The following is a 25,849-nucleotide window of genomic DNA, read 5'->3' as shown; positions in this document are numbered from 1 at the left end:
AAGGACCACGATGACCGCCCTCGCCCTGGAATCGGGTTATTGGAGTGCGCTCGGTGAAGGCGTCGGCGCCATCATCCTGTACTGCCTGATCGGCCTGATACTGATGCTGATCGGCTTCTTCGCCATCGACCTGACCACACCCGGCAAGCTGCGCGACCTGGTGATCGCGGGCAAGCCCAACGCCATCATCGTCTCGGCCGCCGGCATGATCAGCATGGCGTTCATCGTCGTGTTCGCGGTCTTGGCAACCGATCCGGGCGCCAAACTGACGCAGGGGCTGATCACGGCGGTCGTGTTCGGCCTGGTCGGCATCGTCGCGCAGGTGATCTCCGTGCGCGTGGTCGAGAAGGTCACCGGCATCGACATCGGCCGCACCCTGCACGCCGACACCTACACCCCCGAGGTGCTCGTCGTGGCCGCCGCCCACTTCGCCCTCGGCTTGGTGGTGGCCTTCGCCATCCTCTAGTGCGGGTTGATGTGCTTCATCTGCTTTTGCAACTGACGCAGGTGGGTGGCCGAGCCCGGCTCGGCCTCCCAGCCGGTGACCACGCGGAACAGTAGGACCGCACCCCAGGGGCCGATCACCCACATGGGCCAGAAGTAGGTGAGTTCGCCTGCGGTCAGCGAGATCAGGCCCCAGATGACCAGCACGATGATGCTCACACCGAGCCAGCTGCCCGCTTCGATGCGCTGCCACACGGGGATGCGCGGCGCCTGCTTCGGCGGGGTGGCGGGCTGCTTGTCTGGCAGGGCCGGGAGGTCCGACAGGACGAGGGCGAGGTCGTCGCGGGTGGTGGTCGCGTAGACCTTCGCGACGCGCTGGTCGTACTCGGCCAGATCGAGTCTGCCGTCGGCCAGGTGGGTGCTCAGCTGGGCCACGATCGCATTGCGCTCGGCATCGGACGCGCGCGTGCCGGGGGTGATGTCCATACCGACAACCTCTCGTTCACCAAACACAGTGATCTGCTGGTACCAAGCGTCCACCCTCCACTGTGTAATGTCAACCCTCGAGCGCGTGACCGCTCAGAGGTACACAGCGCCACCACGCCCATCCGATAGGCTCTCGCAAGCACATGGGTAACTCGTCGGGTACGGGCTGACGCCCCCGACCACCCACCGCCGGCCGCCTGCCGTGGTCCCCCCGCACCTAGGTCTGGCCAAAAATCGCGGAGAGGCGGATATGTATCTGAAGAGTTTGACGTTGAAGGGGTTCAAGTCCTTCGCGTCCGCGACCACGCTGCGCTTCGAACCCGGCATCACCTGCGTCGTCGGGCCCAACGGGTCGGGCAAATCCAATGTCGTCGACGCCCTCACCTGGGTGATGGGCGAGCAGGGCGCCAAGGCACTGCGCGGCGGCAAGATGCAGGACGTCATCTTCGCCGGGACCAGCGGACGTGCGCCCCTCGGGCGTGCCGAGGTGACGCTGACGATCGACAACTCCGACGGCGCGCTGCCCATCGACTACGCCGAGGTGTCCATCACTCGCCGCATGTTCCGCGACGGCGCGGGCGAATACGAGATCAACGGCAGCAGTTGCCGTCTGATGGATGTGCAGGAACTGCTGTCGGACTCCGGTATCGGGCGCGAGATGCACGTGATCGTCGGGCAGGGTCAGCTCTCGGCGATTCTCGAGTCGCGGCCCGAGGACCGGCGCGCGTTCGTCGAAGAGGCCGCGGGCGTGCTCAAGCACCGCAGGCGCAAGGAGAAGGCGGTCCGCAAGCTCGACGCGATGCAGGCCAATCTCGCCCGCCTCACCGACCTCACCACCGAACTGCGCCGCCAGCTCAAACCGCTCAGCAGGCAGGCCGAGGTGGCGCGGCGCGCCCAGACCGTGCAGGCCGACCTGCGCGATGCCCGGCTGCGCCTGGCCGCCGACGACCTCGTGACCCGGCGCGGCGAACTCGAGTCGCAGCTGAGCAAAGAGGCCTACGCGCGCGAACAGCAGATCAACGTCCAGTCCGAGCTCGACGCCGCCAATGCCGCGCTTGCCCAGCAGGAGTTCCAGTTGTCGCGGCTGAGCCCGAGCGCCGAGGCGGCCGCGCAGACCTGGTTCCAGCTCTCCGCACTGGCCGAGCGCGTCAACGCGACCATCCGCATCGCGGCCGACCGTGCCCGCAACCTGCACACCGAGGCACCCGTTGGCACCGGCCGCGACCCCGAACAGCTCGAGGCCGAGGCCGACCGGATCGAGGCCGAGGAAGCCGAACTGCGCTACGCCGTGGAAATGGCGGCCGAGACGCTCGAGGCTGCCCGCGAAGCGCTGGCCGACCGCGAACACGCCGCCAAGGCCGCCGAGCAGGCGCATCTGGCCGCCGTGCGGGCCATCGCCGACCGCCGCGAAGGGCTGGCCAGGCTGTCGGGCCAGGTGGAGAACCTGCGCACCCGGGCGCAGTCCGTGGATGCGGAGATCGCGCGGCTGTCGGTCGCCATCGCCGATGCGCGGCACCGCGGCGAGGCCGCCCAGGCCGAATACGACACCGTGCAGGACGAACTCGGCGAACTCGACGCGGGGGAGAAGGGGCTCGACGCCCAGCACGAACACGCGGTCGCCGCCTTGGAATTGGCCGACGAGCGGGTGCGTGAGCTGCGCGAACAGGACCGCGAGGCGAGCAAACTCGTCGCTCGGCTCGGTGCCCGCATCGAAGCGCTCGAGATGAACCTGGCCCGTAAGGACGGCGCCGCCTGGTTGCTCGAACACGGGGTGAGCGGCGTCGGCGACCGGCTGTCGGGCCTACTGCGCGTCGAGGCGGGATTCGAAGCCGCCCTCGCCGCACTGCTCGGCCCATTGGCCGACGCGATCACCGCTGATACGGCCGAGGCCGCCGATGCCGCCGTGCGTGAGTTGCGGGCGGGCGACGGTGGTCGCGTGGCGTTCGTGTTCGCCACCGGGAACGCGGGCCGGCCTGCTATGCGCGCTCCTGCCGACGTCGGGAGTGGCACGTCGGCCACGGAAGAGGCGTGGGCACCGACCGACGCGGGACAGGTGACGCAGTCCGCCTCGGCTGGGGGAGCCTCGCTGGATGCGGGCCGTGGTACCGCGAGGGCTGGTTCGTCAGCGGCAGGGGAGGCTGCCACACGTGCCGGCGATGGCTCGCAGGCGATGCCGTCCGCGGGTGCCGGGCGTGCGTCTCTTCCGGCCGGAGCCCGATGGCTCGCCGATGTCGTGGACGGTGCCGCGCAGGTGCGGCCCGCGTTGGCCGCGCTCACCGCAGGCGTTGTCGTCGTCGACGATCTGGCGGCCGCCACCGCTCTGGCCGCCGAGCGCCCGGAGTTGCGGGTCGTCACCCGTGACGGTGATCTGGCCGGGTCGGGCTGGGTTGTCGGTGGTTCCGAGCGGATGCCGAGTCAGCTCGAGATCCAGGCCGACATCGACGCCGCCACCGCCGAATTGGCCGCCGCGCAGCGCCGAGCCGAAGAACTCGAGGCCGCGCTGGCAGGTGCGCTCGCCGAGCAGAACGACCGGAAAGAGGCCGCCGACCACGCGCTGATGGCGCTGCACGAATCCGATCAGGCGCTGCTGGCCATCTACGACCGGCTCGCCCGGGTGGGACAGACCGCGCGCGCCGCGCAGACCGAGGGCGAACGACTCACCGCCCAGCGCGCCGAGGCCGAAGCCACCCGGGAGAAGTCCCTCGCCTCCCTCGCCGAACTCGAGGATCGGCTGCGCCACGCCGAAACCGAGCACGACGACAGCGACGACAGCTACGGCACCGCAGGCACCGAGACCGCCGGACGGGCCCGCGAGGAGGCCGCCGCCGCGCTCGCCGAGGCACGGACCATGGAGGTCGAAGCCCGGCTGGCGGTGCGCACCGCCGAGGAGCGCGCGGAATCCGTTCGGGGCAAAGCGGATTCGTTGCGTCGCGCCGCACGTGCCGAGCGGGAGGCGCGGGCGCGGGCGGAGCGGGCACAGGCCGCACGCAGGCAGGCGGCCGCGGTCGCGGCGGCGGTGGCCGAGTCCGGTGCCAAGATCGCGAAGGAACTCGAGCAGGTCGTCGCCGCGGCCGCCGCCCGGCGCGACGAATTGGTTCGGCGCCGTGGGGAAGTGGCGTCGGCCGTGGAGCAGGTCAAGGAGCGGGCGCGTGCCCTGAATACCCAGCTGGCCCAGCTCACCGACGCCGTGCACCGCGACGAGGTGGCCAAAGCCCAAGCGGCGCTGCGCATCGAACAGCTCGAGACCACCATCTCCGAGCAGTTCGGCATCGCGCTGGCCGATCTGGTCGCCGAATACGGTCCCGATGTGCCGTTGCCGCCGTCGGCGCTGGAGATGCAGGAATACGAGGACGCCAAGGAGCGCGGCGAGCAGGTCACCGCGCCGCAGCCGATGCCCTACGACCGCGCCACCCAGGAGCGTCGTGCCAAACGCGCCGAGAAGGACCTCGCCACTCTCGGCAAGGTCAATCCGCTCGCACTGGAAGAGTTCGCGGCGCTCGAGGAACGCTACAACTTCCTGGCCACCCAGCTCGAGGACGTCAAGAACGCCCGCAAGGACCTCCTGGATGTGGTCGCCGAGGTCGACGCCCGCATCCTGCAGGTGTTCACCGAGGCCTACGCCGATGTGGAGCGCGAATTCGTCGGGGTGTTCGCCAAGCTGTTCCCCGGTGGTGAGGGCCGGCTCGTGCTCACCGACCCGTCCGACATGCTCACCACCGGCATCGAGGTCGAGGCCAGGCCGCCGGGCAAGAAGGTCAAGCGGCTGTCGCTGCTCTCCGGTGGCGAGAAGTCGCTGACCGCCGTGGCGCTGCTGGTCGCGATCTTCCGCGCCCGCCCGTCCCCGTTCTATGTGATGGACGAGGTGGAGGCCGCCCTGGACGACACCAACCTGCGCCGCCTCATCGGCCTGTTCGATCAGCTGCGGGAGAAGAGCCAGCTGATCGTCATCACCCACCAGAAGCCGACCATGGAGATCGCCGACGCCCTCTACGGCGTGAGCATGCGCGGCGACGGCATCACCCAGGTGATCTCCCAGCGACTCACCCGCGCCCCAGCCCCCGCCGGCCGGGCCGAGGCGTCCACTTCGGTCTGACCCCTGCTACAGCAGGTCGCTGACGTCGTCGGGGACGTCGACGGCGTATTTGCGCAGGATGTCCATCGAGATGACCTCGAGGGCGTTCTCGTGGGTCGCGGCCAGGACCACCGGCGCGGCGACACCGTCCTCGTGGGCGTGCAGCCACCGGACCGCGACCACGCACCAGCGGTCGCCCGGCTGCAGGCCGGGGAAGTTGTTCTCCGGGCGCGGGGTGCTGAGGTCGTTGCCGATGGATGCCTGATGTTCCAGGAATTCCGCCGTCACCACGGTGCACACGGTGTGGCTGCCGAGATCCTCCGGACCGGTGCTGCAGCAGCCGTCCCGGTAGAAGCCCGTGAGAGGATCGGTGCCGCACTCTTCCAGCGGCCCCCCAAGCACGTTTCGATCGGTCACTCCGCCGATCCTATGGGTGAAACGCCAGAAGTTCCGCAGGACAACGAATCTGTAGTGTTTCCGCCGATCGGCGAACACCGCCGAAACCCGCGCCCGACCCGCCGGGACGACGCCGCCGACGTGCCGCGACGAGGCAGCCGAATAGACTCGGCCGAGTGAGTTCGCAAGCGTGGATCCTGATCGCCGCGATCGCCGCCGTGCTGCTGGTGGCGCTCGTCGCGGGTTTCGTCCTGTACAAGCGCCGCCAGATTTCGCTGGCGCCGCCCGAGCCGGACAAGGAGTTGACGGACCGCTCCGGTGGTTACACGGCATCCGGCGGATTCAGTTTCACCCAGGGTGGGTCGACGGCTACCGCGCCGCGTCCGGAACCCCTGCCGCGCGTCGAGCGCACCGACACCGAGGGGCAACCGCACGTCGGTGACGACGCCGCCGTCCCTCGCGACGCCCCGCGCCGCAACATCACCGATGTGCCGCTACCCGAGGGTGACGTGTCGGTCGAGGAGCCGGTCGTCGTCCCGGACGACGCCTCTTCGCTCACGACTCCGGTAGCGCCCACCGAACCCGCGCCCGACACCACACCCACGACGGCTCCGCCCGCCGAGACCGCGCCCACGGACACCGCGCCGACCACGGAGGCGCCTACCGAGGTCGCGCCGACCGAGACGCCGAAGACCACCCCGGCGGACACCGCGCCACCTGTCACTCCTGCCCCGGCACCCGAAGCGCCGAGCACCGCGGAGCCCGAGGTCACCACCGAGATCGAGGAGATCGACCCGACAACCGGTCGCCTCGTCCGCCTGCGCGGCCGTCTCGCCCGCTCGCAGAACGCCGTGGGCAAGAGCCTGCTCGGCCTGCTCGGCGGCGGCGACCTCGACGAGGACTCCTGGGAGGAGATCGAGGACACCCTCGTCCTCGCCGACATCGGCACCGCGAGCACCGCCGCCATCGTCACCCGCCTGCGCGAGGAGATGGCCGCCCGCAGCGTGCGCACCCCCGAACAGGCCCGCGCCGCCCTGCGTGACGTGCTCATCGAGGCGCTGCGCCCCGAACTCGATCGTTCCATCCACGCGCTGCCGCACGGCGACAAACCGGCCATCCTGCTGGTCGTCGGCGTGAACGGCACCGGCAAGACCACCACCACCGGCAAGCTCGCCCGCGTGCTCGTCGCCGACGGCCGCCGGGTCCTGCTCGGCGCCGCCGACACCTTCCGCGCCGCCGCCGCCGACCAGCTGCAGACCTGGGGTGAACGGGTCGGGGCCGAGACCGTGCGCGGCAAGGAAGCCGCCGACCCCGCCGCCGTCGCCTTCGACGCGGTGACCGCGGGCATCGATCGCGGTGTCGACGCGGTGCTCATCGACACCGCGGGTCGTCTGCACACCAAGACCGGCCTGATGGACGAGCTGGGCAAGGTCAAGCGGGTGGTGGAGAAGAAGGCCGAGGTGGACGAGGTGCTGCTGGTCCTCGACGCCACCGTCGGCCAGAACGGCCTGATGCAGGCGCGGGTCTTCGCCGACGTCGTCGACATCACCGGTGTGGTGCTCACCAAACTCGACGGCACCGCCAAGGGTGGCATCGTGTTCCAGGTGCAGCACGAACTCGGCGTTCCGGTGAAGCTCGTCGGCTTGGGCGAGGGCGCCGACCATCTGGCGCCGTTCGAACCGAGCGCTTTCGTCGACGCCCTGCTCGGCGGCGCTTCCTAGCACTACGACACTGCCCGCCCGGTCACCGCGAACCGGGCGGGCAGCGCTGTGTCCAGGGCAGGTACGCACCGGCGACCCGCCGCGCGAACGGGCGGCAAACCGCACCTGCGTCCCGACCTCACGGTGAGCTGCCAAGCTGTGGCGAAACTCGCGAAACCTGGTGGCAACACAAGTGGCCGATCCGTTCACGCAGGTGAAACACCACAGCTCAACGGATGAAACACCAAGTCGCGACCCTTCTGTACAGGTCCTTTTTGCCGTCATCGGCGAGGCCCGAGATGAGGAGGAAGACAAGGTGGCATTTCCATTGATCGGTACACCGGATACCGGTGATACCGCTTGGATGCTGGCGTCGGCAGCGCTCGTGCTGTTGATGACGCCGGGTTTGGCGTTCTTCTACGGCGGCATGGTCCGTGGCAAGAACGTGCTGAACATGATCATGATGAGCGTCTCGGCCATGGGGCTGGTCACCGTCCTGTGGTGTCTATACGGGTTCTCCATGGCGTTCGGCGAGGACAAGGGCAACCTGGTCGGTGACCCGCTCCAGTACTTCGGTCTGAAGAGCATCTTCGGTGGCACCGCCGCCGATTCCCCGGGCATCCCGCTGTTCACCGCGACTCCGGAGGACCCGACGGCCCCGATCACCTCGGGTATCCCGCTCACGGTCTTCGTGGCCTTCCAGCTCATGTTCGCGATCATCACGGTCGCCCTCATCTCGGGTGCGGTCGCCGACCGCCTGAAGTTCGGTTCGTGGCTCGTATTTGCCGGAATCTGGGCCACCGTCGTCTACTTCCCTGTCGCGCACTGGGTGTTCGCCTTCGACGGCTACACCGCCGAGGCCGGCGGCTGGATCGCCAACAACCTCAAGGCCATCGACTTCGCCGGTGGCACCGCGGTCCACATCAACGCCGGCGCCGCCGGTCTGGTGCTGTGCCTGATCCTCGGCAAGCGCAAGGGCTGGCCCAAGACCCCGTTCCGTCCGCACAACCTGCCGTTCGTGATGCTCGGCGCCGGTCTGCTGTGGTTCGGCTGGTACGGCTTCAACGCCGGTTCGGCCCTCGGCGCCAACGGCATCGCCGGTGCCACCTTCCTCACCACGACCATCGCCACCGCCGCCGCGATGATGGCCTGGCTGCTCGTGGAGAAGATCCGCGACGGTCACCCCACCTCCCTCGGTGCCGCCTCGGGCATCGTCGCGGGTCTGGTCGCCATCACCCCGGCGTGTTCCTCGGTGAACGTGATCGGCGCCCTGGCCATCGGCGTCGTCTCCGGTGCGCTGTGTGCCCTCGCTGTCGGCCTGAAGTTCCGCTTCGGCTTCGACGACTCGCTCGACGTGGTCGGCGTCCACCTGGTCGGTGGTCTGGTCGGCACCCTGATGGTCGGTCTCGTCGCTACCAGCGAAGCCCCGGCGGGCGTCGCCGGCTTGTTCTACGGTGGTGGGGTCGAGCAGTTGAAGCTGCAGGCTGTCGGTGCCTTCGTGGTTCTGGCCTACTCGCTGGTCGCCACGGCCGTCATCGCGTACGCGATCAAGTTCACGATCGGCCTGCGCGCCAGTGAAGAGTCCGAGGCCGCGGGCCTCGACGAGTCCGAGCACGCGGAAACCGCTTACGATTTCGCTGCTGTGGGTGGCACGGCACGCTCGCTCGTCAAGGAGGCATGACGAACATGAAACTGGTTACGGCAATCGTCAAACCGTTCACGCTCGAAGACGTCAAGACCGGGCTGGAACAGGCAGGCGTGCTCGGCATGACCGTCAGCGAGGTCCAGGGTTACGGCAGGCAGAAGGGCCACACCGAGGTCTACCGCGGTGCGGAGTACTCCGTCGACTTCGTGCCGAAGGTGCGCGTGGAGGTCGTCGTCGACGACGCCTCGGTGGAGAAGGTCGTCGAGGTGATCGTCGAGGCCTCGCGCACCGGCAAGATCGGTGACGGCAAGGTGTGGGTGACCCCGGTCGACACGATCATCCGGGTCCGCACGGGCGAACGCGGTACCGACGCACTGTAATTCGCCGCAGTCGCACGGCAAACGATCGAGCGGCCCCGCTCCTACCGGATTCGGTCGGGGCGGGGCCGCCCGCATGAATGGGTGGTGGGGCAGTGGAACAGCGCAAGGGTGGAACACAGAACAACGCGGCGGCCGATCTGGTGAAGGCCAGAGCGGCGCTGCTCGAGGGAGCGGGCACCCGCAATCCGCGGCTCGACCCACAGGCGTTGCGGGCGGCGCTGGTCGACCTGTTCGACCTGTGGCTCACCAGCAAGGGCAACGAACTCGGCATCACCCCCGACAGCGGACTGGCCCTGGTGGCCGTCGGCGGGCTCGGCAGGCGCGAGATGCTGCCTTATTCCGATCTCGATCTCGTACTACTACACGACGGCGTCGACCAGTCCGTGGTCGCCGAGGTGGCCGACCAGCTCTGGTACCCCCTCTGGGACGCCCACATCAAACTCGACCACAGTGTGCGCACGGTGCCGCAGGCGCTGCGGGTAGCCGCCGACGACACCATCGCCGCGCTAGGCCTGCTCGAGGCCCGCCACATCGTCGGCGACGAGGATCTGAGCAATCTGCTGATCGGCGGGGTGCGCCGGGAATGGCGCACCGGCATCCGTTCCCGCTTCGACGATCTCATCGCGCAGGCGAACGCCCGCTGGCAGCGCAGTGGCGAAATCGCCCACCGCGCCGAACCCGATCTGAAGAACGGCCGGGGCGGACTGCGCGACATCCAGCTGCTCGATGCCCTCGCCATCGCCCAATTGACCGACGCCGTACCGGGTTTGGGGCCCGAGGTGCCCGGGGGTGGCCTGAAACAGGCGCATCGCCGCCTGCTCGACGTGCGCACCGAGCTGCACCGCGTGGCCGGTCGCGCCCGCGACCAGTTACGCGCGCAGGACGCCGACGAGATCGGTGCCGCTCTGCGTATCGGCGACCGTTTCGACCTGGCCCGCACCCTCACCGATTCCGCACGCACGGTGAGCTATTCGACCGACGTCGGCCTGCGCACCGCCGCCAACGCGCTGCCACGGCGCGGGCTGGCCCGGCTGCGTCGCCTGCCGGTGCGCCGCCCGCTCGACGAGGACGTGGTCGAGCACGCCGGTGAGGTGGTGCTCGCCCGCGACGCGCGCCCGCAACGCGACCCCGGCCTGATCCTGCGTGTCGCCGCAGCCTCGGCCCAGACCGGGCTGCCGATGTCGGCGACCACCCTCAACCGGCTCTCCGAAGACGCCCCCGAACTGCGCGAACCCTGGCCCAAGGACGCGCTCGACGACCTGCTCGTGCTGCTCGGCGCGGGCCGCGGCGCCATCGACGCGGTGGAGGCCCTGGACCGAACAGGCTTGTGGGGCAGGCTCTTTCCCGAGTGGGGCGCGGTACGTGACCTGCCACCGCGCGACGCGCTGCACACCTGGACCGTCGACCGCCACCTCATGGAAACCGTCGCCTACGCCACCGGTCTCAGCACCCGCGTGGCCCGCCCCGATCTGTTGATCCTCGGCGCCCTGATGCACGACATCGGCAAGGGGCGCACCGGCGACCACAGCGTGGTCGGCGCCGAACTGGCCACCCACATCGGGCGCAGGCTCGGCCTGTGGCCCTCGGACGTGCGAACCCTGAGCGCCATTGTGCGCCACCACCTGCTGCTGCCCGACACCGCGACGCGGCGCGACCTCGACGACCCGGCCACCGTCGGCCACGTCGTCGACGCGCTCGGTGGCGACGTGGGTCTGCTCGAATTGCTGCACGCCCTGGCCGAAGCCGACTCGATGGCGACCGGTCCCGGTGTGTGGGGTGATTGGAAGGCCTCGCTGATCGGCGAACTGGTTCGCCGGTGCCGGCTGGTGATGGCGGGAGAGCCGCTGCCGCAACCGGAACCGATCGACCCCGACCTGGTCGCCAAGGCGGAAGCCGGCGGGGTGCATGTGACGCTGAGCGCGGGGGAGGGCAAACACACCCACGTGGTCACCGTCATCGCGCCCGACGAGCCGGGCCTGCTCGCCGACGCGGCGGGCGTGCTGGCGCTGCATTCGCTCCGGGTGCTGTCGGCCTCGCTCGGCGGCGTGGGCGAATCGGCGATCAACACCTTCGTCGTCACCCCGAAGTTCGGCGACCCACCCGACGCGGGTCTGCTCCGCCAGGAACTGATCCGGGCAGTCAGCGGTGCGCTGGATCTGCAAGCGGCGCTGGCGAAACGCGAGACCGAGACCGTCGGCCGCTACGCGCGCGCCCAGCCGCGCCTGATCTGGCAGTCCGCACCCACACCGGGACAGGTGATCCTGGAATTGCGCGCCGAGGACCGGGTCGGGCTGCTCAGCAGGCTCGCGGGCGCGTTCGCTGCGGCGGGCGCGAATGTGCGCTGGGCCAAGGTGGTCACGATGGGCACGGCCGTGGTCGACGCGTTCTGCCTCGAACTCGGTGACGCCGACAGCCCCGCCCTGCGCGAACGGATCGAAAAGGCCGTTCTGGACGTGGTTCCCCGCCCGGCACCCCCACCGCAGTCCACCGACATCGGTTCGGACGCCTGAAACGTTAGGACACGGTTTACTCACCGATTGCTATCGGGTTGCTACGTATTGGTTACTCGCTGCCCGATAAGTCGAAACACGACCTATAGCATTCGAAAGGTCCGGCTGTCACTCGTTCGAGGGGAGCTGATCCGTGGCTATCGAAGTCGTCTCCGCATCGATGATGACCAGCGACGCGACCGCGCACATCGCGCGCTGCGTCGGCGGTGACCTGTGGGTGGTTTCGTGGTTGCCGGGCCGCACCCTCACCGGTGCTCAGGCCCTGGCCGCGATGACCATCGCCTCGACCACCGCCCACCACACCGATTCCGCCGAATCCGAGTGGAACCGGATCGAGGCGCTCTCGCGTGAGCTCGGCCTCACCGGGCGCGAGGCGGTGTACCTGGTCAACATCGAGAACCACGAATTGCGCCGCACCGCGCCACCGCACGTGCGCTCCGGGGAATAACACCCATTACCCTGGGAGGGCAATAGAGGTCCCTTTCAGATCAGGAGCGCGATCGGTGTTCGAATCCCTGTCCGACCGGCTTACCGGTGCACTGCAGGATCTGCGCGGTAAGGGGCGGCTGTCACCGGCCGACATCGACGCCACCGCGCGCGAGATCCGCCTCGCCCTCCTCGAAGCCGACGTGGCGCTGCCCGTGGTGCGCGGGTTCATCGCCAATGTCAAGGAACGCGCCAAGGGCGCGGAGGTCTCGGCGGCGCTCAACCCGGCCCAGCAGGTCGTCAAGATCGTCAACGAGGAACTCGTCGCCATCCTCGGTGGTGAGACCCGGCGCCTCAACCTGGCCAAGAACCCGCCGACGGTCATCATGCTGGCCGGTCTGCAGGGTGCCGGTAAGACCACCCTCGCGGGCAAGCTCGCCAAATGGCTCAAGGGTCAGGGACACCAGCCGCTGCTCGTGGCCTGTGACCTCCAGCGCCCCGGCGCCGTCACTCAGCTACAGGTCGTCGGTGAGCGCGCGGGCGTGCCCGTGTTCGCCCCGCACGGCGGCACCTCCATCGGCGGTGGCGAGAACCCGCTCGGCATCACCGCCGCCGACCCGGTCGCGGTCGCGGCGGGCGGTATCGAAGAGGCCAAGGCCAAGCAGTACGACGTGGTCATCGTCGACACCGCCGGTCGCCTCGGCATCGACGAAGAACTGATGCGCCAGGCCGCGGGCATCCGCGATGCCGTGAAACCCGACGAGACCCTCTTCGTGCTCGACGCGATGATCGGCCAGGACGCGGTGAGCACCGCCGAGGCCTTCCGCGACGGTGTCGGCTTCACCGGTGTGGTGCTCACCAAGCTCGACGGTGACGCGCGCGGTGGTGCGGCGCTGTCGGTGCGCAACGTCACCGGCGCGCCCATCATGTTCGCCTCCACCGGTGAGAAGCTCGAGGACTTCGACGTCTTCCACCCCGACCGGATGGCCTCGCGCATCCTCGGCATGGGCGACGTGCTGACCCTTATCGAGCAGGCCGAACAGGTCTACGACGCCAAGCAGGCCGAGGAGACCGCCCGCAAGATCGGCAGCGGTGAGCTCACCCTCGAGGACTTCCTCGACCAGATGCTCGCCATCCGCAAGATGGGCCCGATCGGCAACCTGCTCGGCATGCTGCCCGGCGCGGGTCAGATGAAGGACGCGCTCGCGGCGGTCGACGACAAGCAGCTCGACCGCGTGCAGGCCATCATCCGCGGTATGACCCCCGCCGAGCGCGACAACCCGAAGATCATCAACGCCTCCCGTCGGCTGCGCATCGCCAACGGCTCGGGCGTGCAGGTCTCCGAGGTCAACCAGCTCGTCGACCGGTTCTTCGAGGCCAAGAAGATGATGGCCATGATGGGCCGTCAGATGGGACTGCCCGGCGCGCGCCGCGGCAATACCAAGAAGGGCAAGAAGGGCAAGAAGGGCGGGCGTGGCCCGACGCCGCCGAAGATGCGCGGTGGGTTCCCCGGTATGCCCGCCGGTATGCCGCCGGGGATGGATCTCTCGCAGATGCCGCCCGGTCTCGACCAGCTGCCACCCGGTCTCGAAGGAATCGACCTGTCCCAGCTGAAGTTCCCCAAGAACTGAGCTGTGTTTTCGGAGCGCTGGCGCGCTCGAGTCGGCGGCCCCTGAGGTCCCGACGATCAGGCACCGTGGCTTGCTCCTTCGTCGCCTACGCCACGGCGCCTGATCGTCGGGACGGCCGCCGACCGCCGCTTCGCGGCGTCCCCTCCTCAGGGTCGGGGAGTGCGGGGGCCGGTTTGGTCAGAGCAGCTTGGGGATCAAGGCCTTCCGGTTCGCCGGGTAGTCGGCGAACTTCTCGCGGTACCAGCGGTGCGTCGCGAAGGCGCGTGGCACCAGGTTGCCCGCGGTGATCAGGAAGATCGCCACGCCCGCCAACGACCAGGTGAGCAGCGCGAATCCGGCCCACGCGATCAGCTCGCCGAGATAGGCCGGGCTGCTGACGAAACGGAAGCCGCCGCCGTGCGGGACGCGGTACTCGGCGGCGCCCGGGTCGTTCTTGTCCCGCAGATTCCGCACGATCGACTCCGACCGCACCAGCAGCGCGAACCCGCCCAGGTACACGACCAGCCCGATCAGGAAACGCGGGTCGGTGAGCCAGGCGGTGCCGTACTGGTTCTTGTAGTCGTTGCTGAAGAAGGCGCCGTTGAGGTAGCCGTGCAGCGCCGTCACGAACACGCCCGCTCCGACCACCGACACATTGAAGGTGCTCTTCTTGCCCGGCACCTGCCGGATCGACAGCGGGAAGAACCAGCCGCGATTGCCGTAGTGCAGCACCCAGATGGCGGCCAGCACCAGCGGGACGGGCTCGAAGCGGTCGGGTCCGCTCAGATAGCACACCGCGAACACCACGGTCGCGGGCAACTCCATCAGCCACCAGCCCAGCTTCGGGTTCAGATTGAAGCCCACCGCGTTCGAGGCGAAGCGGCCGTACGGGCTCTGCGCGAACAGCCCGCCCACGATGACGAACGCGGCGAAGCCGAACGCGATGGTCAGCACCGTGTCGTAGGTCGTTTTCCCGGTGTACCAGTCCATCGAGATCCTCTGTCCAGGCGTCCGGCACGATCGCCGACGCAAAACTAGAACACGTTCTATCATGGATCGCGCAGGGGGAACGCGACAATGGAGGACGCAGATGCCGGTGGACCGGACCGCTGAAGACCTGCTGGCGGCGGTGCTGGCATCCCCGCGCGCCGTTGCTGCCCACGACAAGACCGCCTGGGTCGGGTTGTTCGCCGAGCAGGCGGCGGTGCACGATCCCTACGGCTCGCGTGCGCACATCGGGCCCGAGGCGATCTCGCGCTTCTACAACGTCTTCATCGCGCCCAACACCATCGCCTTTCGTGTCGAGCGCGACATCGTCGCCGGGCATACGGTGGTGCGCGACCTGCACATCGAGACGACCATGTCGACGGGTGCGACCGTTGTCGTGCCGATGCATCTGCGCTACGACCTGGTGGCGACGGACGGTGGTTGGCGGATCACCCGACTTGCCGCGCACTGGGAGTTGGGCGTGATGGTCGGGCGGCTGTTGCGGACCGGTCCTGCCGGTGTGCTCGCGGGTGTGAAACTCGGCCCGCAACTGATCTCGGAACTCGGCTTCGGCGGGGCGCTCGGCATGATGCGCGCCCTGCGCGGGGTCGGCGCCGCGGGTAAGCGGGCCGTCGAGGAATTGTTCGCGGCGACCGCTCGGGGCGATGCCGTGGCGGTGCGGACCCTGCTGGGAACGCAAGCGGAGGTCGAACTGCCCGCCGGGCACGCGTTGGGGCTCGAGGAATTCGCCGACCGCGCGCGTGGCATGGAGTGGTCCAAGCTGATCGCCGCGGGCCGGACGGTGAGCGCGAGCGTGCGCGTCGGCGGGGCCGCGGGCGTGGCGTTCGTCGACTTCGCCGCGGACGCGAACCGGATCATCGCGGTGACGGTCTTCCTCGACGGCTCCCTCGAGTCCTAGCGTTCGACGGCGCCGGCTTTCGGGTGCGTCGCAGCGGGCCGGGCGGTAGGTTCGACAGACAGGCCGACGTCTGGAGGTTCGTGTGCATCTGCGTGGTGTGGTTCTCCCCGGGGACGAGGAACGTGATCTGTGGGTCGTCGACGGTACGGTGACCTTCGAACCGGTGGCCGGCGCCGAAACTCTGTGTCGCACAGGCTGGATCGTGCCCGGCCTGGTCGACGCGCACTGCCATGTCGGCATTCGCTACGGGGGCGGTGACGAGACGCGCGAGGGCGCCATCGAGCAGGCCGAGACCGAACGCGACGCGGGCGCCCTGCTGCTGCGCGACGCGGGCTCACCGATCGACACCCGCTTCATCGACGAGCACGCCGAACTGCCGCGCATCATCCGCGCGGGCCGCCACATCGCCCGGCCCAAGCGCTACATCCGTGAACTCGGCATCGAACTCGACGACGAACGCGACCTCCCCGAGATCGTCGCCGAGCAGGCCCGCTTCGGTGACGGCTGGGTCAAGATCGTCGGCGACTGGATCGACCGCTCCGTGGGCGACCTGCGCCCGCTGTGGAGTGACGACATCCTGAAACAAGCGATCGACGCCGCGCACGCCAACGGCGCCCGCGTCACCGCCCACGTGTTCGGCGAGGACGCCCTGCCCGGCCTCGTCAACGCCGGCATCGACTGCCTCGAGCACGGCACCGGCCTCACCGACGACACCATCGAACTGATGCTGGCCAACGGCACCGCGCTGGTCCCCACCCTCATCAATATCGACACCTTCCCCGGCATCGCCGACTCGGCGACCAAATTCCCCGTCTACGCCGCCCACATGCGCGACCTGCACCGTCGCGTCCGCGACACCGTCGGCAAAGCCCACGAGGCGGGCGTCCCGATCTACGCGGGCACCGACGCGGGCGGTTCCATCCGCCACGGTCGCATCGCCGACGAGATCGCCGCCCTCACCGGCGCGGGCCTGTCCCCCCACGACGCCCTCGGCGCCGCCTCCTGGAACGCCCGCACCTGGCTCGGCCGCGAATCCGTCACCGAAGGCGCCCCCGCCGACTTCGTGGTCTACGCCCACGACCCCCGTACCACCCCCGCCGCCCTCACCGACCCCCTCTGGGTCGTCCTCCGGGGCATGGTCGTCAAAACTCCCGACCCGGTCACCGGCCACCGCTGATCGGTATTCGGTAGAACTGCCGGCTGCAGCCCAGCCACTAGATATTCATATCTAGTGGTCGATGAGTTATAGAGTGAGAAATAGACAAACCACAGTGCGGTTTCGTCATAGGGCGGCAACGAGTTCGCTCAAGTGGTCGCGAGAAGGTACACGGCAGATCGGACAGCTATGACCATGAGCGCCGAGGTTTCGATGTTTCACCCGCTGGGCCCGAAGACTGTGGAAGATTGGCTCGTCGAAGAGCAGCCAGAAGATGGATCGCGACTCGAACTCATCTGGGGGTATCTGCACATGACGCCGCCGCCGGGGTGATGTTGCGGGATGCGCTGCGGGCAGCCGAACGGTCCGATCTCCATGTTCTGCCCGCCGTGGGCGTTCGCATCAGCACGCCGCTGCGGACCGCCGTCCTCCCCGATATTTCCGTTATCGCGCGGGAGAGATCGGTCATGTCAGCTTCGCGGCAGAGGACGTGCTCCTCGCGGTCGAGGTCTGGTCGCCCGGCAACTCTCGTGAGGAGCGGGACACGAAGATCGCGTCCTACGCGTCGGCGAGGATCCCGAATCTGTGGATTGTCGAGTTGCCGATCGGAAAACCGCCTCGATTCTGGGGCTACAGCCTGGGTGAGAGCGGATACCGGCAGGAAGTCTTCGCCGACAACGGGGAAACGGTGAAAGCGCCCGGACCGGTGCCGGTCGTCGTAGATACCTCACAGTTGCGCTGAGGCGGCGCCGGTCGAGCCGATTTCAGCTGGGCTCGACCCGTCTGGCACAATGGACCACCGTCCTCCCTGGACAGTGTCAGCCCGTCTCCGGTTACGTACCGCGCGGCGGTCACGCACTTCATGCGCGAAACCGGACCCGCAGACCATGTGGGTCGCCGAATCGCGTGGTGACCAAACTATCGAAAGAGGCAGATCAGCATGGCTGTTCGCATCAAGCTCACCCGTCTGGGCAAGATCCGCAACCCCCAGTACCGCGTCGTCGTCGCCGACGCCCGCACCCGTCGTGACGGCCGGGCCATCGAGTCGGTCGGCAAGTACCACCCGAAGGAAGAGCCCTCGCTGATCGAGATCGATTCCGAGCGCGTGCAGTACTGGCTGTCCGTCGGCGCGCAGCCGACCGAGTCCGTGCAGCGTCTGCTGGAGATCACCGGCGACTGGCAGAAGTTCAAGGGCCTGCCGGGCACCGAGGGCACCCTCAAGGTGAAGGCCGCCAAGCCGTCCAAGCTCGACCTGTTCAACGCCGCGCTGGCCGCCGCCGACAACGAGCCCGTCGCCGAGGCCGTCACCCCGAAGAAGAAGGCAGCCAAGAAGGACGAGGCTGCCGCCGAGGAGACCCCGGCCACCGAGGCTGCCGAGTAATGACTGCCGTTGTTGCCGACGCCGTCGAACATCTGGTTCGTGGCATCGTCGCCAACCCGGACGATGTCCGCGTCGAGCTGCTCACCGGCCGTCGCGGACGCACCGTCGAGGTGCATGTCCATCCTGAAGACCTGGGCAAGGTGATCGGGCGCGGTGGTCGCACCGCGACCGCGCTGCGCACCCTGGTCGCCGGTATCGGTGGCCGGGGCATCCGGGTCGACGTGGTCGACACCGACGCCTAGATGGAACTCGTCGTAGGTCGGGTCGCCAAGTCGCACGGCGTGCGCGGCGAACTCGTCGTCGAGGTGCGCACCGATGAGCCGGACCTCCGGTTCGCCCCCGGTGCCACCCTGCACGGCCGCATGCCGAAGTCCTCGGCGACCCGTGAGTTCACCGTGAAGTCGGCTCGCGAGCACTCGGGCCGGCTTCTGGTGTTCGTCGACGGCGTCGACGACCGCACCGCCGCCGACGCCCTGCGCGGGCTGCTGTTCGTAGTCGACAGCGAAACCCTGCCTCCGTCCGACGATGACGACGCCTTCTACGACCACGAGCTCGAAGGTCTGCGCGTCGAACTCGCAGACGGCACCGTCGTCGGCAAGGTCACCGAGGTATTGCATTCCGCCGCAGGCGAATTGCTGTCGGTACGCGCCGCGGACGACGGCCGCGAAATTCTGATTCCCTTCGTCACCGCCATCGTGCCGACCGTGTCGGTCGCCGACGGTCTGGTGGTCATCACCCCGCCCGAGGGCCTGCTCGATCCGGAGTAATTCGTGCAACTCGATGTCGTCACGATCTTCCCGGAATATCTCGAGCCGCTGCGCACAGCGCTGCTCGGCAAGGCCGTCGACAAGGGCCTGATCTCGATCGGTGTGCACGACCTGCGCCGCTGGACCCATGACGTGCACAAGTCGGTCGACGATTCGCCCTACGGCGGCGGCCCCGGCATGGTCATGAAGCCCACCGTCTGGGGCGACGCGCTCGACGAGGTATGCCCCGACGACGCGCTGCTCGTCGTCCCCACTCCGGCCGGGGTGCCTTTCACCCAGGCCACCGCCCAACGCTGGTCCACCGAAAAGCACCTGGTTTTCGCCTGTGGCCGCTACGAGGGCATCGACCAGCGCGTTTTCGACGACGCCGCCCGCCGCGTGCGTGTGGAAGAGGTGAGCATCGGTGACTACGTGCTCATCGGCGGCGAGGCCGCGGTACTGGTGATGACCGAGGCCGTGGTCCGGCTGATCCCCGGTGTACTCGGCAATCAGCAGTCACACCAAGAGGATTCGTTTTCCGACGGCCTCCTCGAGGGGCCCAGCTACACCCGCCCGGTGTCCTGGCGCGATCTCGAGGTGCCGCCGATCCTGCTGTCGGGCGATCACGCGAAGATCGCCGCCTGGCGTCGTGAGCAGTCGCTGCGGCGGACCCGCGAGCGCAGGCCGGATCTGCTGCCCGACTAGGTCGCCATCACCCGCGTGGTGATGCAGAACGGATGCCCGGCCGGGTCGAGTAGCACCCGCCAGCGTGGATCCTGTTGTACCGGTGCGGGTGTGGCGCCCACCGCCAGCGCGTGCTGTTCGCACAGATCCAGGTCGGCGTCGGCCGCGAGGTCCAGGTACACCGCGGGCGTGCCGGGCCATTGCGGCGGGTAGTAGCCCTCCACGTACTGTGCCGCGATCGTCAGTCCCGACGGTATGCGGATACCGACGCTGTGCTCGTCGTTCCACAGGACGCGGCCGCCGAGCAGCCCCAGGTAGAAACGGGCGAGAGACTCGGGGTCGGCACAGTCCAGGGAGAGGCCGGCCAGCTGAAAAGGCTCCGTCATCGGACCGACGGTACCGGTCGGTGGCGGTGTCCAGATTGTTTTGCGGCAAAGAGATCTGGGTATTATTTCCGCTCATTCGTTGTGTAATCGTCCAAGGCGGGGGTTGCTGGTTCCGTTCGGAATCGGTTGTGCGCGAGAACGTTCGGCGCCGGGTATCCGGCGAATACCGTCCCGTCACCGGACAGTCGCTGCGCACGTTGACAATTCGCGCACCGCGCCTTCGACGACCCGTCGCGAGCAATCGGACGGCAGCCACGGCGGCACCCCACCCGAGCGGCGGAGGCGACCGATGGCGACGCCGCACCGGTCACTGCCCGCGTGACGAATTCCACATCAGGGCAACAGTCCGTGCCGCCGGGCGATCGCCACAGCCTCGTGCCGGGTACGGGCGTCGAGCTTGCTCATCGCCTGCCGCAGGTAGCTCTTCACCGTCTCCGGGCCGAGCGACAAGCGCAGCGCCGCTTCCTGGTTGGTGCACCCGAGCGCGATCTGGGCGAGCACGTCGAGTTCGCGGCGCGACAACCGGGGTGTCTGCCCGGCCGGTTCCCCGGTGAGTACCCCCGTCAGCCGGGCACACACCCCGCTCAACCGGTCGCGCAGCACCGCGTCGTCGGTGGTGGTGGCCAGGGCGCGCAGGTCGGCGTGGATCTGGCGCAATTCCTCGGCGGCGGGCACGACGGAGGGGACAGGAGCGGTTAGTTCGAGCATCCTGACCCGCCGATCCACCTCGTCGCGGATCGCGATCTCGCCGGCGAGTCGTCGGCCTGCCTGCATCACCACCTCGGTGGTGCGGTCACCGAGCGGAGCGGCGCCTCGCGTGGCCGCGTAGAGGACGGCGCGTGGGCGGTCGGCCACCACCACCGGCACCGCGATCACCGAACGCAACCCTTCGCCGCTGACAGGTCCGTCGTAGTGGTGGGTGATCGAGGACGCGCCGCGATAGTCGGCGACCGCCGCGGGCCGGTGGTGCTCCATGACCTGCCCGCCCAGCCCGGACGAGCGCAGCACGGTCAGTCCGCGCAGTCCCGTTGTGATTGTGCCGACGAACTCGCTGAGCAGCAGCGTGTCGTCGTCGACCTCGCCGCCGAAGACCACCGGGACATTCGCCCGGCGCGCCACCCAGCGGACCTCGGCCCGCAAGGCGTCGCTGTCGCGCGGGCGCAGCAGGGAGGAAACAGGCAATCCGGTCACCCCTTTTCGGGGGTAGTGGCGAACGTGAGGTGTGCCACATTCTAGGGGAAGACCTGGCGGCCCGGTCCAGGTGTTGAGGAGAACTGCGATGAGTACCGACCTGGATGCGCGCGTGCGTGACCTGCTCGACCGCTACGACGGACCCGAAGCCTGCGCGGCCGACCTGCTGTGTGACCGGCACCCGGCCGAGCGGGTCGCGTTCACCGTGATCGAGCCCGATCTGAGCGCCCGTGACCTCACCTACGGCGAGTTGCGCGAACGTTCGTCCCGGTTCGCCGTCGCGCTGGCCGAACTCGGCGTCGGCCCCGGCGATCGCGTCGCCACCTTGATGGCGAAGTCGGCCGACCTGGTCGTCGCGCTGCTCGGCATCTGGCGCCGCGGCGCGGTGCATGTGCCGTTGTTCACCGCGTTCGCACCGCCTGCCATCGGTTTCCGATTGGCGGCGAGCCGCGCGAAGGTGGTCGTGGTCGATGCCGACCAGGCACCGAAACTCGCTGCGGGTCCCGACCTTCCGGTCGATCCGCAGCGTCGCACGATCATCGTCGGCGGGGTCGACGGCTCCGATCCGCAACGTCGCGGAATCGGCGCCGACGCGGCCGGTAGCACTGGCCCGCAGGGTCGCGAGATCGTCGCAGGTGTGGTCGACGGCTCCACTACCCAGTGTCCCGGAGGCGGCGCGGCGACGGCCGAGGGCCACGACCCGCGACATTCCGCGAATGTCCTCGACCCGCTGCTGTTCGACGAGCTGCTGGCCGCGCACCGCACCGACGATCCGCGTGCCGACGCAGCCGTGGTCGGTGGCGACGGCCTGCTGGTTCAGCTGTTCACCAGCGGCACCACCGGCACGCCCAAGGGTGTACCGGTCCCCGTGCGCGCACTGGCTTCCTTCCACGCCTACCAGGAGTTCGCCTTGGACGTGCGCGCCGAGGATGTCTTCTGGAACGCGGCCGACCCGGGCTGGGCCTACGGGTTGTACTACGCGATCCTCGGGCCGCTGGCGGCCGGTACGCGCAGCCTGCTGCTGCACGCGGCGTTCTCTGCCCCGCTCACCGTGGAGGTGCTGCGCCGCTTCGGTGTCACCAACTTCGCGGCAGCGCCGACCGTCTATCGGGCGTTGCGCGCGCACGGCATCGCCGAGCCGATCGAGCTGCGGCGCGCATCCTCGGCGGGCGAGCCGCTGACCCCGGACGTCGTGTCCTGGTCCGCGCGGGAACTCGGCGTCGCGGTGCGCGATCACTACGGGCAGACCGAGCACGGCATGGTCATCTGCCACGGCTGGCACCCCGCGCTCGACCGTACCGCGCCGCTGGGCTCGATGGGCACCCAACTGCCCGGTTGGCACTGTGCGGTGCTGGCCGAGGACACCGACACCGAGGCCGCGCCCGGCGAGATCGGCCGGGTCGCCATCGACACCGACCACAGCCCACTGCTGTGGTTCTCCGGATACCTCGACGCGCCCGAACGCACCGCGAGCCGATACACCGCCGACGGCCGCTGGTACCTCACCGGTGACGTCGGTTCCCGCGACGCCGACGGCTTCTTCCGCTTCAGCGCGCGCGACGACGACGTCATCATCATGGCCGGGTACCGGATCGGCCCGTTCGAGGTCGAGAGCGTGCTCGTGCTGCACGATCAGGTCGTGGAGGCCGCCGTGGTCGGCAAGCCCGACGAACTGCGCGGCGAGGTGCTCGAGGCATTCGTGGTGTTGCGTGCGGGTGTCGAGGGCGACGCCGAGCTGGTCGGTGAACTCCAGCAGCTGGTCAAGGACAAGTTCGCCGCGCACGCCTATCCGCGCTCGATTCATTTCGTGCCGAGTCTGCCCAAGACGCCGAGCGGCAAGGTGCAGCGTTTCGTGCTGCGCGGACAGGAGAACCGGTGATGCCCGAACTCAGCTACAGCCACTGCCCCGCCGACACCCCACTGCTCGGTGACACCATCGGTGCGAACCTCGACCGCACCGTGGCCACGTATCCCGGCAACGACGCGTTGATCGACCGGCCGTCCGGCCGTCGCTGGACCTATCGTGAACTCGGCGCGGCCGTCGACGCCGTCGCGACCGGTCTGGCGGACGCCGGGATCGGTGCGGGGGACCGGGTGGGCATCTGGGCGCCGAACTGCCCCGAGTGGTTCTTCGTGCAGTACGCCACGGCCAGGCTCGGCGCGATTCTGGTGACGATCAATCCCGCGTACCGCAGCAGCGAACTCGAATACGTCCTGCGGCAGGCGGGGGTGACGCTGTTGATCGCCGCACCGGAGTTCAAGACCTCGAACTATGTGGCGATGATCGAGCAGGTGCGCCCGTCGTGTCCCGCGTTGGAACAGGTGCTGATCCTCGGTTCGCCGCAGTGGCAGCGGCTGGCCGAGACCGAACCCGATTCCGAACGGCTGGCGACGGCGGCGGACACCTTGTCCGCGGACGACCCGATCAACATCCAATACACCTCGGGGACAACCGGTTTCCCCAAGGGCGCCACACTGAGCCACCACAACATCCTCAACAACGGCTTCTTCGTCGGCGAACTGTGCGGTTACACCAGCACCGACCGGATCTGTGTGCCGGTGCCCTACTACCACTGCTTCGGCATGGTCATGGGCAATCTCGCGGCCACCTCACACGGTGCGGCGGTGGTGATTCCGGCGCCGTCGTTCGATCCGGCCGCCACACTGGCCGCTGTGGCCGCCGAACGATGCACCTCGCTCTACGGTGTGCCGACGATGTTCATCGCCATGCTCGCCGAGCTCGACAACGGTGCGTCCCAAGACCTTTCGAGCCTGCGCACCGGCATCATGGCCGGTTCGCCGTGTCCGGTGGAGGTGATGAAGTGGGTGATCGACCGGATGGGGATGGCCGAGGTGTCGATCTGTTACGGCATGACCGAGACCAGCCCCGTGTCCACCCAGACCCGCCGCGACGACAGCATCGAACGCCGAACCGCGACCGTCGGCCGCGTCGGACCGCACCTCGAGGTGAAGGTGGTCGACCCCGACACGGGCCGCACCGTGGCGCGCGGCGAACCCGGCGAGCTGTGCACCCGCGGTTACTCGGTGATGCTGGGCTACTGGGACCAGCCGGACAAGACGGCCGAGGCGATCGACGCCGCCCGCTGGATGCACACCGGCGACATCGGCGTGATGGACGACGACGGCTACCTTTCGGTCACCGGCCGGATCAAGGACATGGTGATCCGCGGCGGCGAGAACATCTACCCCCGCGAGATCGAGGAGTTCCTCTACACCCACCCCGACATCGTCGACGCCCAGGTGATCGGCGTCCCCGACGACAAATACGGCGAAGAACTCATGGTCTGGGTGCGTCTGCGGGAGGGCTCGGACCGGCTCGACGCCGACACCCTGCGCGATTTCTGCACCGGCCGTCTCGCGCACTACAAGATTCCCCGGTACGTCCACGTCGTCGACGAGTTCCCGATGACGGTCACCGGCAAGGTCCGCAAGGCCGAGATGCGCGAACTGGCCAAGGATCTCCTCGGTTGACGCATCCTTTGCTAGCGTGACGCGACGGCCGGGTGCTCCTTCCCGCCGCGTAAGAGCCTGGGGGACAGTGTGATCCGTCGCGTATCGATGCTCTTGGCGATGACGTGCGCGCTGGTCGTGGCAAGTGGTGCGCCCGGCGCCGCCGTGCCCGCCGGGAGCGTGCTGCCCGCTCCCGGCGGTGCACTGCCGGTCGGCACCACCACCCTGCACCTGGTCGACACGGCAAGACCCGACCCGTTCGTGCCCGACCGGATCCGGGAACTGATGGTTTCGGTGTTCTACCCGGCCACCGGCACCGAGGCTCATCCACCGGCGCACTACCTCTCGACCGAGCTGATCGTGGGTCTCGAGCAGCGTCTCGGCGTCGAACTTCCCGGCATCCTGACCCATGCCCGCCGTGACGCACCCGCTCGTGCGGGCAGCCGGTATCCGGTGGTGTTGTACTCGCCGGGCGCGGGCGTGTCGCGGATCCTCGGAACCGGGCTGGCCGAGGACCTCGCTTCCCGGGGCTACGTGGTGGTCACCGTCGACCACACCTACGAAACCGGTCCGGCCGTCGAGTTCCCCGGCGGTAGACTCGTGCGACCCGCCGAGGCGCCCAACGGTTTCGACACCGCCATCCGCGAGAAATACATCGCCGCACGGTTGCTCGACTTCCGCTTCGTTCTCGATTCGCTCACCCGCCTCGCGGCAGGCGAGAATCCGGATGCCGAACAGGACCCGCTGCCTGGCGATCTGGGCCCGGTGCTCGACATGGAGAGGGTCGGTACCGTCGGCCATTCCTCCGGCGGCTATACCGCAGTCGAGGCCATGCATACCGACCGGCGCATCGACGCGGCCGTCGACCTCGACGGCCAGATCGGCGTGGACGCCGCGTTCGGTCGCGCGGTCACCGAGGGCACGGACCGGCCGACGCTGGTGCTCACCAGCAGCCAGATCGAGGAAGTCGGCGACGGCAACCCCTCGTTCGACGCGTTCTGGCGCAGCGGCACCGGGTGGAAACGCCATCTGGCCGTGGCGAATTCGGCCCACTACGACTTCACCGACATGTCGGCCCTCGTTCCCGCCGCGGCCAGACCCGCCGCCGCCCGCTATGTCGGTGCGATCGACTCCGGTCGGATGGCCACCCTCGTCCACGGCTATGTCGCCGCAATGTTCGACAAGTTCCTGCTCGACCGGCCCGACACGCTCCTGGATCGCCCGATCACCGATCCGGAGCTCTCCACGGTGCGCTGACC

The 25,849-nt window shown here is 68.8% G+C and carries 23 protein-coding genes; 18 read left to right on the top strand and 5 right to left on the bottom strand.

The features are described from left to right. The first annotated feature begins 10 nt into the window (after positions 1-10). Positions 11-466: a DUF350 domain-containing protein gene (locus AB0I35_RS07450; RefSeq protein ID WP_067636770.1), complete on the top strand. Its 456-nt coding sequence runs from the start codon at positions 11-13 to the stop codon at positions 464-466. On the opposite strand, the gene AB0I35_RS07445 is transcribed toward AB0I35_RS07450, so the two are convergent. Then, the gene (locus AB0I35_RS07445; RefSeq protein WP_357394923.1) at positions 463-930 is read right to left on the bottom strand and encodes a DUF1707 domain-containing protein; all 468 of its coding nucleotides are present in this window, start codon (positions 928-930) and stop codon (positions 463-465) included. The genes AB0I35_RS07450 and AB0I35_RS07445 overlap by 4 nt on opposite strands. A gap of 250 nt (positions 931-1,180) precedes the next feature. Between AB0I35_RS07445 and AB0I35_RS07440 the strand changes: the two genes are divergently transcribed. Continuing rightward, a complete protein-coding gene (locus tag AB0I35_RS07440; RefSeq protein WP_357394922.1) occupies positions 1,181-5,023 on the top strand; it encodes an AAA family ATPase in 3,843 nt (1,280 codons plus the stop codon). 6 nt (positions 5,024-5,029) lie between these two features. On the opposite strand, the gene AB0I35_RS07435 is transcribed toward AB0I35_RS07440, so the two are convergent. Then, the gene (locus tag AB0I35_RS07435) at positions 5,030-5,419 is read right to left on the bottom strand and encodes a DUF2237 domain-containing protein (RefSeq protein WP_019048221.1); all 390 of its coding nucleotides are present in this window, start codon (positions 5,417-5,419) and stop codon (positions 5,030-5,032) included. Positions 5,420-5,574: 155 nt separating this feature from the next. Here AB0I35_RS07435 and ftsY point away from each other — a divergent pair, with 155 nt between their 5' ends. The 6 genes from ftsY to ffh all read left to right on the top strand — a co-directional run bounded on the left by ftsY (position 5,575) and on the right by ffh (position 13,690). Next, positions 5,575-7,119 (top strand): signal recognition particle-docking protein FtsY, encoded by a 1,545-nt coding sequence (ftsY, locus tag AB0I35_RS07430; RefSeq protein WP_357394921.1) that lies wholly within the window; start codon positions 5,575-5,577, stop codon positions 7,117-7,119. A 295-nt stretch (positions 7,120-7,414) separates the two neighbouring features. Next, the gene (locus AB0I35_RS07425; RefSeq protein WP_067493415.1) at positions 7,415-8,779 is read left to right on the top strand and encodes an ammonium transporter; all 1,365 of its coding nucleotides are present in this window, start codon (positions 7,415-7,417) and stop codon (positions 8,777-8,779) included. A 5-nt stretch (positions 8,780-8,784) separates the two neighbouring features. Then, positions 8,785-9,123 (top strand): P-II family nitrogen regulator, encoded by a 339-nt coding sequence (locus AB0I35_RS07420; protein ID WP_067493492.1) that lies wholly within the window; start codon positions 8,785-8,787, stop codon positions 9,121-9,123. Between the two features lie 92 nt (positions 9,124-9,215). Further along, positions 9,216-11,633, top strand: coding sequence for a [protein-PII] uridylyltransferase (locus AB0I35_RS07415; RefSeq protein WP_357394920.1), 2,418 nt, complete (start codon positions 9,216-9,218; stop codon positions 11,631-11,633). Between the two features lie 133 nt (positions 11,634-11,766). Beyond that, complete coding sequence (locus AB0I35_RS07410) at positions 11,767-12,081, top strand: hypothetical protein (RefSeq protein WP_225279181.1); 315 nt, start codon at positions 11,767-11,769, stop codon at positions 12,079-12,081. Between the two features lie 55 nt (positions 12,082-12,136). Next, positions 12,137-13,690: a signal recognition particle protein gene (gene ffh / locus AB0I35_RS07405; protein WP_357394919.1), complete on the top strand. Its 1,554-nt coding sequence runs from the start codon at positions 12,137-12,139 to the stop codon at positions 13,688-13,690. 177 nt (positions 13,691-13,867) lie between these two features. On the opposite strand, the gene AB0I35_RS07400 is transcribed toward ffh, so the two are convergent. Next, on the bottom strand, positions 13,868-14,659 hold the full coding sequence (locus tag AB0I35_RS07400) for a 3-oxo-5-alpha-steroid 4-dehydrogenase (RefSeq protein ID WP_357394918.1): 792 nt from the start codon (positions 14,657-14,659) through the stop codon (positions 13,868-13,870). Between the two features lie 100 nt (positions 14,660-14,759). On the opposite strand from AB0I35_RS07400, the gene AB0I35_RS07395 reads away from it, so the two are divergent. From AB0I35_RS07395 to trmD, 7 genes are all read left to right on the top strand, one after another. After that, positions 14,760-15,575: a nuclear transport factor 2 family protein gene (locus tag AB0I35_RS07395; protein WP_357394917.1), complete on the top strand. Its 816-nt coding sequence runs from the start codon at positions 14,760-14,762 to the stop codon at positions 15,573-15,575. A gap of 82 nt (positions 15,576-15,657) precedes the next feature. Beyond that, the gene (locus tag AB0I35_RS07390; protein ID WP_357394916.1) at positions 15,658-16,752 is read left to right on the top strand and encodes an amidohydrolase family protein; all 1,095 of its coding nucleotides are present in this window, start codon (positions 15,658-15,660) and stop codon (positions 16,750-16,752) included. A 439-nt stretch (positions 16,753-17,191) separates the two neighbouring features. Next, positions 17,192-17,473 (top strand): Uma2 family endonuclease, encoded by a 282-nt coding sequence (locus tag AB0I35_RS07385; RefSeq protein ID WP_357395028.1) that lies wholly within the window; start codon positions 17,192-17,194, stop codon positions 17,471-17,473. 198 nt (positions 17,474-17,671) lie between these two features. Next, positions 17,672-18,112, top strand: a complete 441-nt coding sequence (gene rpsP / locus AB0I35_RS07380; RefSeq protein WP_067496202.1) for a 30S ribosomal protein S16 — start codon at positions 17,672-17,674, stop codon at positions 18,110-18,112. Next, a complete protein-coding gene (locus AB0I35_RS07375) occupies positions 18,112-18,354 on the top strand; it encodes an RNA-binding protein (RefSeq protein ID WP_056811833.1) in 243 nt (80 codons plus the stop codon). Before rpsP ends, AB0I35_RS07375 begins: the two co-directional genes overlap by 1 nt. Continuing rightward, the gene (gene rimM, locus AB0I35_RS07370) at positions 18,355-18,879 is read left to right on the top strand and encodes a ribosome maturation factor RimM (RefSeq protein ID WP_357394915.1); all 525 of its coding nucleotides are present in this window, start codon (positions 18,355-18,357) and stop codon (positions 18,877-18,879) included. It begins immediately after the preceding gene. Between the two features lie 3 nt (positions 18,880-18,882). Further along, on the top strand, positions 18,883-19,563 hold the full coding sequence (gene trmD, locus AB0I35_RS07365; protein ID WP_357394914.1) for a tRNA (guanosine(37)-N1)-methyltransferase TrmD: 681 nt from the start codon (positions 18,883-18,885) through the stop codon (positions 19,561-19,563). On the opposite strand, the gene AB0I35_RS07360 is transcribed toward trmD, so the two are convergent. Continuing rightward, positions 19,560-19,928: a VOC family protein gene (locus tag AB0I35_RS07360; RefSeq protein WP_357394913.1), complete on the bottom strand. Its 369-nt coding sequence runs from the start codon at positions 19,926-19,928 to the stop codon at positions 19,560-19,562. The genes trmD and AB0I35_RS07360 overlap by 4 nt on opposite strands. A gap of 333 nt (positions 19,929-20,261) precedes the next feature. After that, entirely contained in the window at positions 20,262-21,110 is an 849-nt protein-coding gene (locus AB0I35_RS07355; RefSeq protein WP_357394912.1) for a LuxR C-terminal-related transcriptional regulator, read from the bottom strand. 97 nt (positions 21,111-21,207) lie between these two features. On the opposite strand from AB0I35_RS07355, the gene AB0I35_RS07350 reads away from it, so the two are divergent. From AB0I35_RS07350 to AB0I35_RS07340, 3 genes are all read left to right on the top strand, one after another. Then, positions 21,208-22,998, top strand: coding sequence for an AMP-binding protein (locus AB0I35_RS07350; RefSeq protein ID WP_357394911.1), 1,791 nt, complete (start codon positions 21,208-21,210; stop codon positions 22,996-22,998). Then, entirely contained in the window at positions 22,998-24,611 is a 1,614-nt protein-coding gene (locus AB0I35_RS07345; protein ID WP_357394910.1) for an AMP-binding protein, read from the top strand. Before AB0I35_RS07350 ends, AB0I35_RS07345 begins: the two co-directional genes overlap by 1 nt. Positions 24,612-24,710: 99 nt before the next feature. Continuing rightward, positions 24,711-25,847, top strand: a complete 1,137-nt coding sequence (locus AB0I35_RS07340) for a hypothetical protein (protein ID WP_357394909.1) — start codon at positions 24,711-24,713, stop codon at positions 25,845-25,847. The last annotated feature ends 2 nt before the right edge of the window (positions 25,848-25,849 follow it).

The sequence above is a fragment of the Nocardia sp. NPDC050378 genome, assembly GCF_040655675.1.
GTDB lineage: Bacteria > Actinomycetota > Actinomycetes > Mycobacteriales > Mycobacteriaceae > Nocardia > Nocardia coubleae.
Note: the sequence above shows the minus strand (reverse complement) of the source record. Positions and strands in the feature narration are given on the sequence as shown.

What these genes read in the sequence shown, in the direction of transcription:
- AB0I35_RS07450 (WP_067636770.1), top strand. Translation starts at nt 11, where the DNA reads ATGACCGCCCTCGCCCTGGAATCGGGTTATTGGAGTGCGCTCGGTGAA.
- AB0I35_RS07445 (WP_357394923.1), bottom strand. Translation starts at nt 930, where the DNA reads ATGGACATCACCCCCGGCACGCGCGCGTCCGATGCCGAGCGCAATGCG.
- AB0I35_RS07440 (WP_357394922.1), top strand. Translation starts at nt 1,181, where the DNA reads ATGTATCTGAAGAGTTTGACGTTGAAGGGGTTCAAGTCCTTCGCGTCC.
- AB0I35_RS07420 (WP_067493492.1), top strand. Translation starts at nt 8,785, where the DNA reads ATGAAACTGGTTACGGCAATCGTCAAACCGTTCACGCTCGAAGACGTC.
- AB0I35_RS07400 (WP_357394918.1), bottom strand. Translation starts at nt 14,659, where the DNA reads ATGGACTGGTACACCGGGAAAACGACCTACGACACGGTGCTGACCATC.
- AB0I35_RS07395 (WP_357394917.1), top strand. Translation starts at nt 14,760, where the DNA reads ATGCCGGTGGACCGGACCGCTGAAGACCTGCTGGCGGCGGTGCTGGCA.
- rpsP (WP_067496202.1), top strand. Translation starts at nt 17,672, where the DNA reads ATGGCTGTTCGCATCAAGCTCACCCGTCTGGGCAAGATCCGCAACCCC.
- AB0I35_RS07375 (WP_056811833.1), top strand. Translation starts at nt 18,112, where the DNA reads ATGACTGCCGTTGTTGCCGACGCCGTCGAACATCTGGTTCGTGGCATC.
- rimM (WP_357394915.1), top strand. Translation starts at nt 18,355, where the DNA reads ATGGAACTCGTCGTAGGTCGGGTCGCCAAGTCGCACGGCGTGCGCGGC.
- AB0I35_RS07360 (WP_357394913.1), bottom strand. Translation starts at nt 19,928, where the DNA reads ATGACGGAGCCTTTTCAGCTGGCCGGCCTCTCCCTGGACTGTGCCGAC.
- AB0I35_RS07350 (WP_357394911.1), top strand. Translation starts at nt 21,208, where the DNA reads ATGAGTACCGACCTGGATGCGCGCGTGCGTGACCTGCTCGACCGCTAC.
- AB0I35_RS07345 (WP_357394910.1), top strand. Translation starts at nt 22,998, where the DNA reads ATGCCCGAACTCAGCTACAGCCACTGCCCCGCCGACACCCCACTGCTC.
- AB0I35_RS07340 (WP_357394909.1), top strand. Translation starts at nt 24,711, where the DNA reads ATGACGTGCGCGCTGGTCGTGGCAAGTGGTGCGCCCGGCGCCGCCGTG.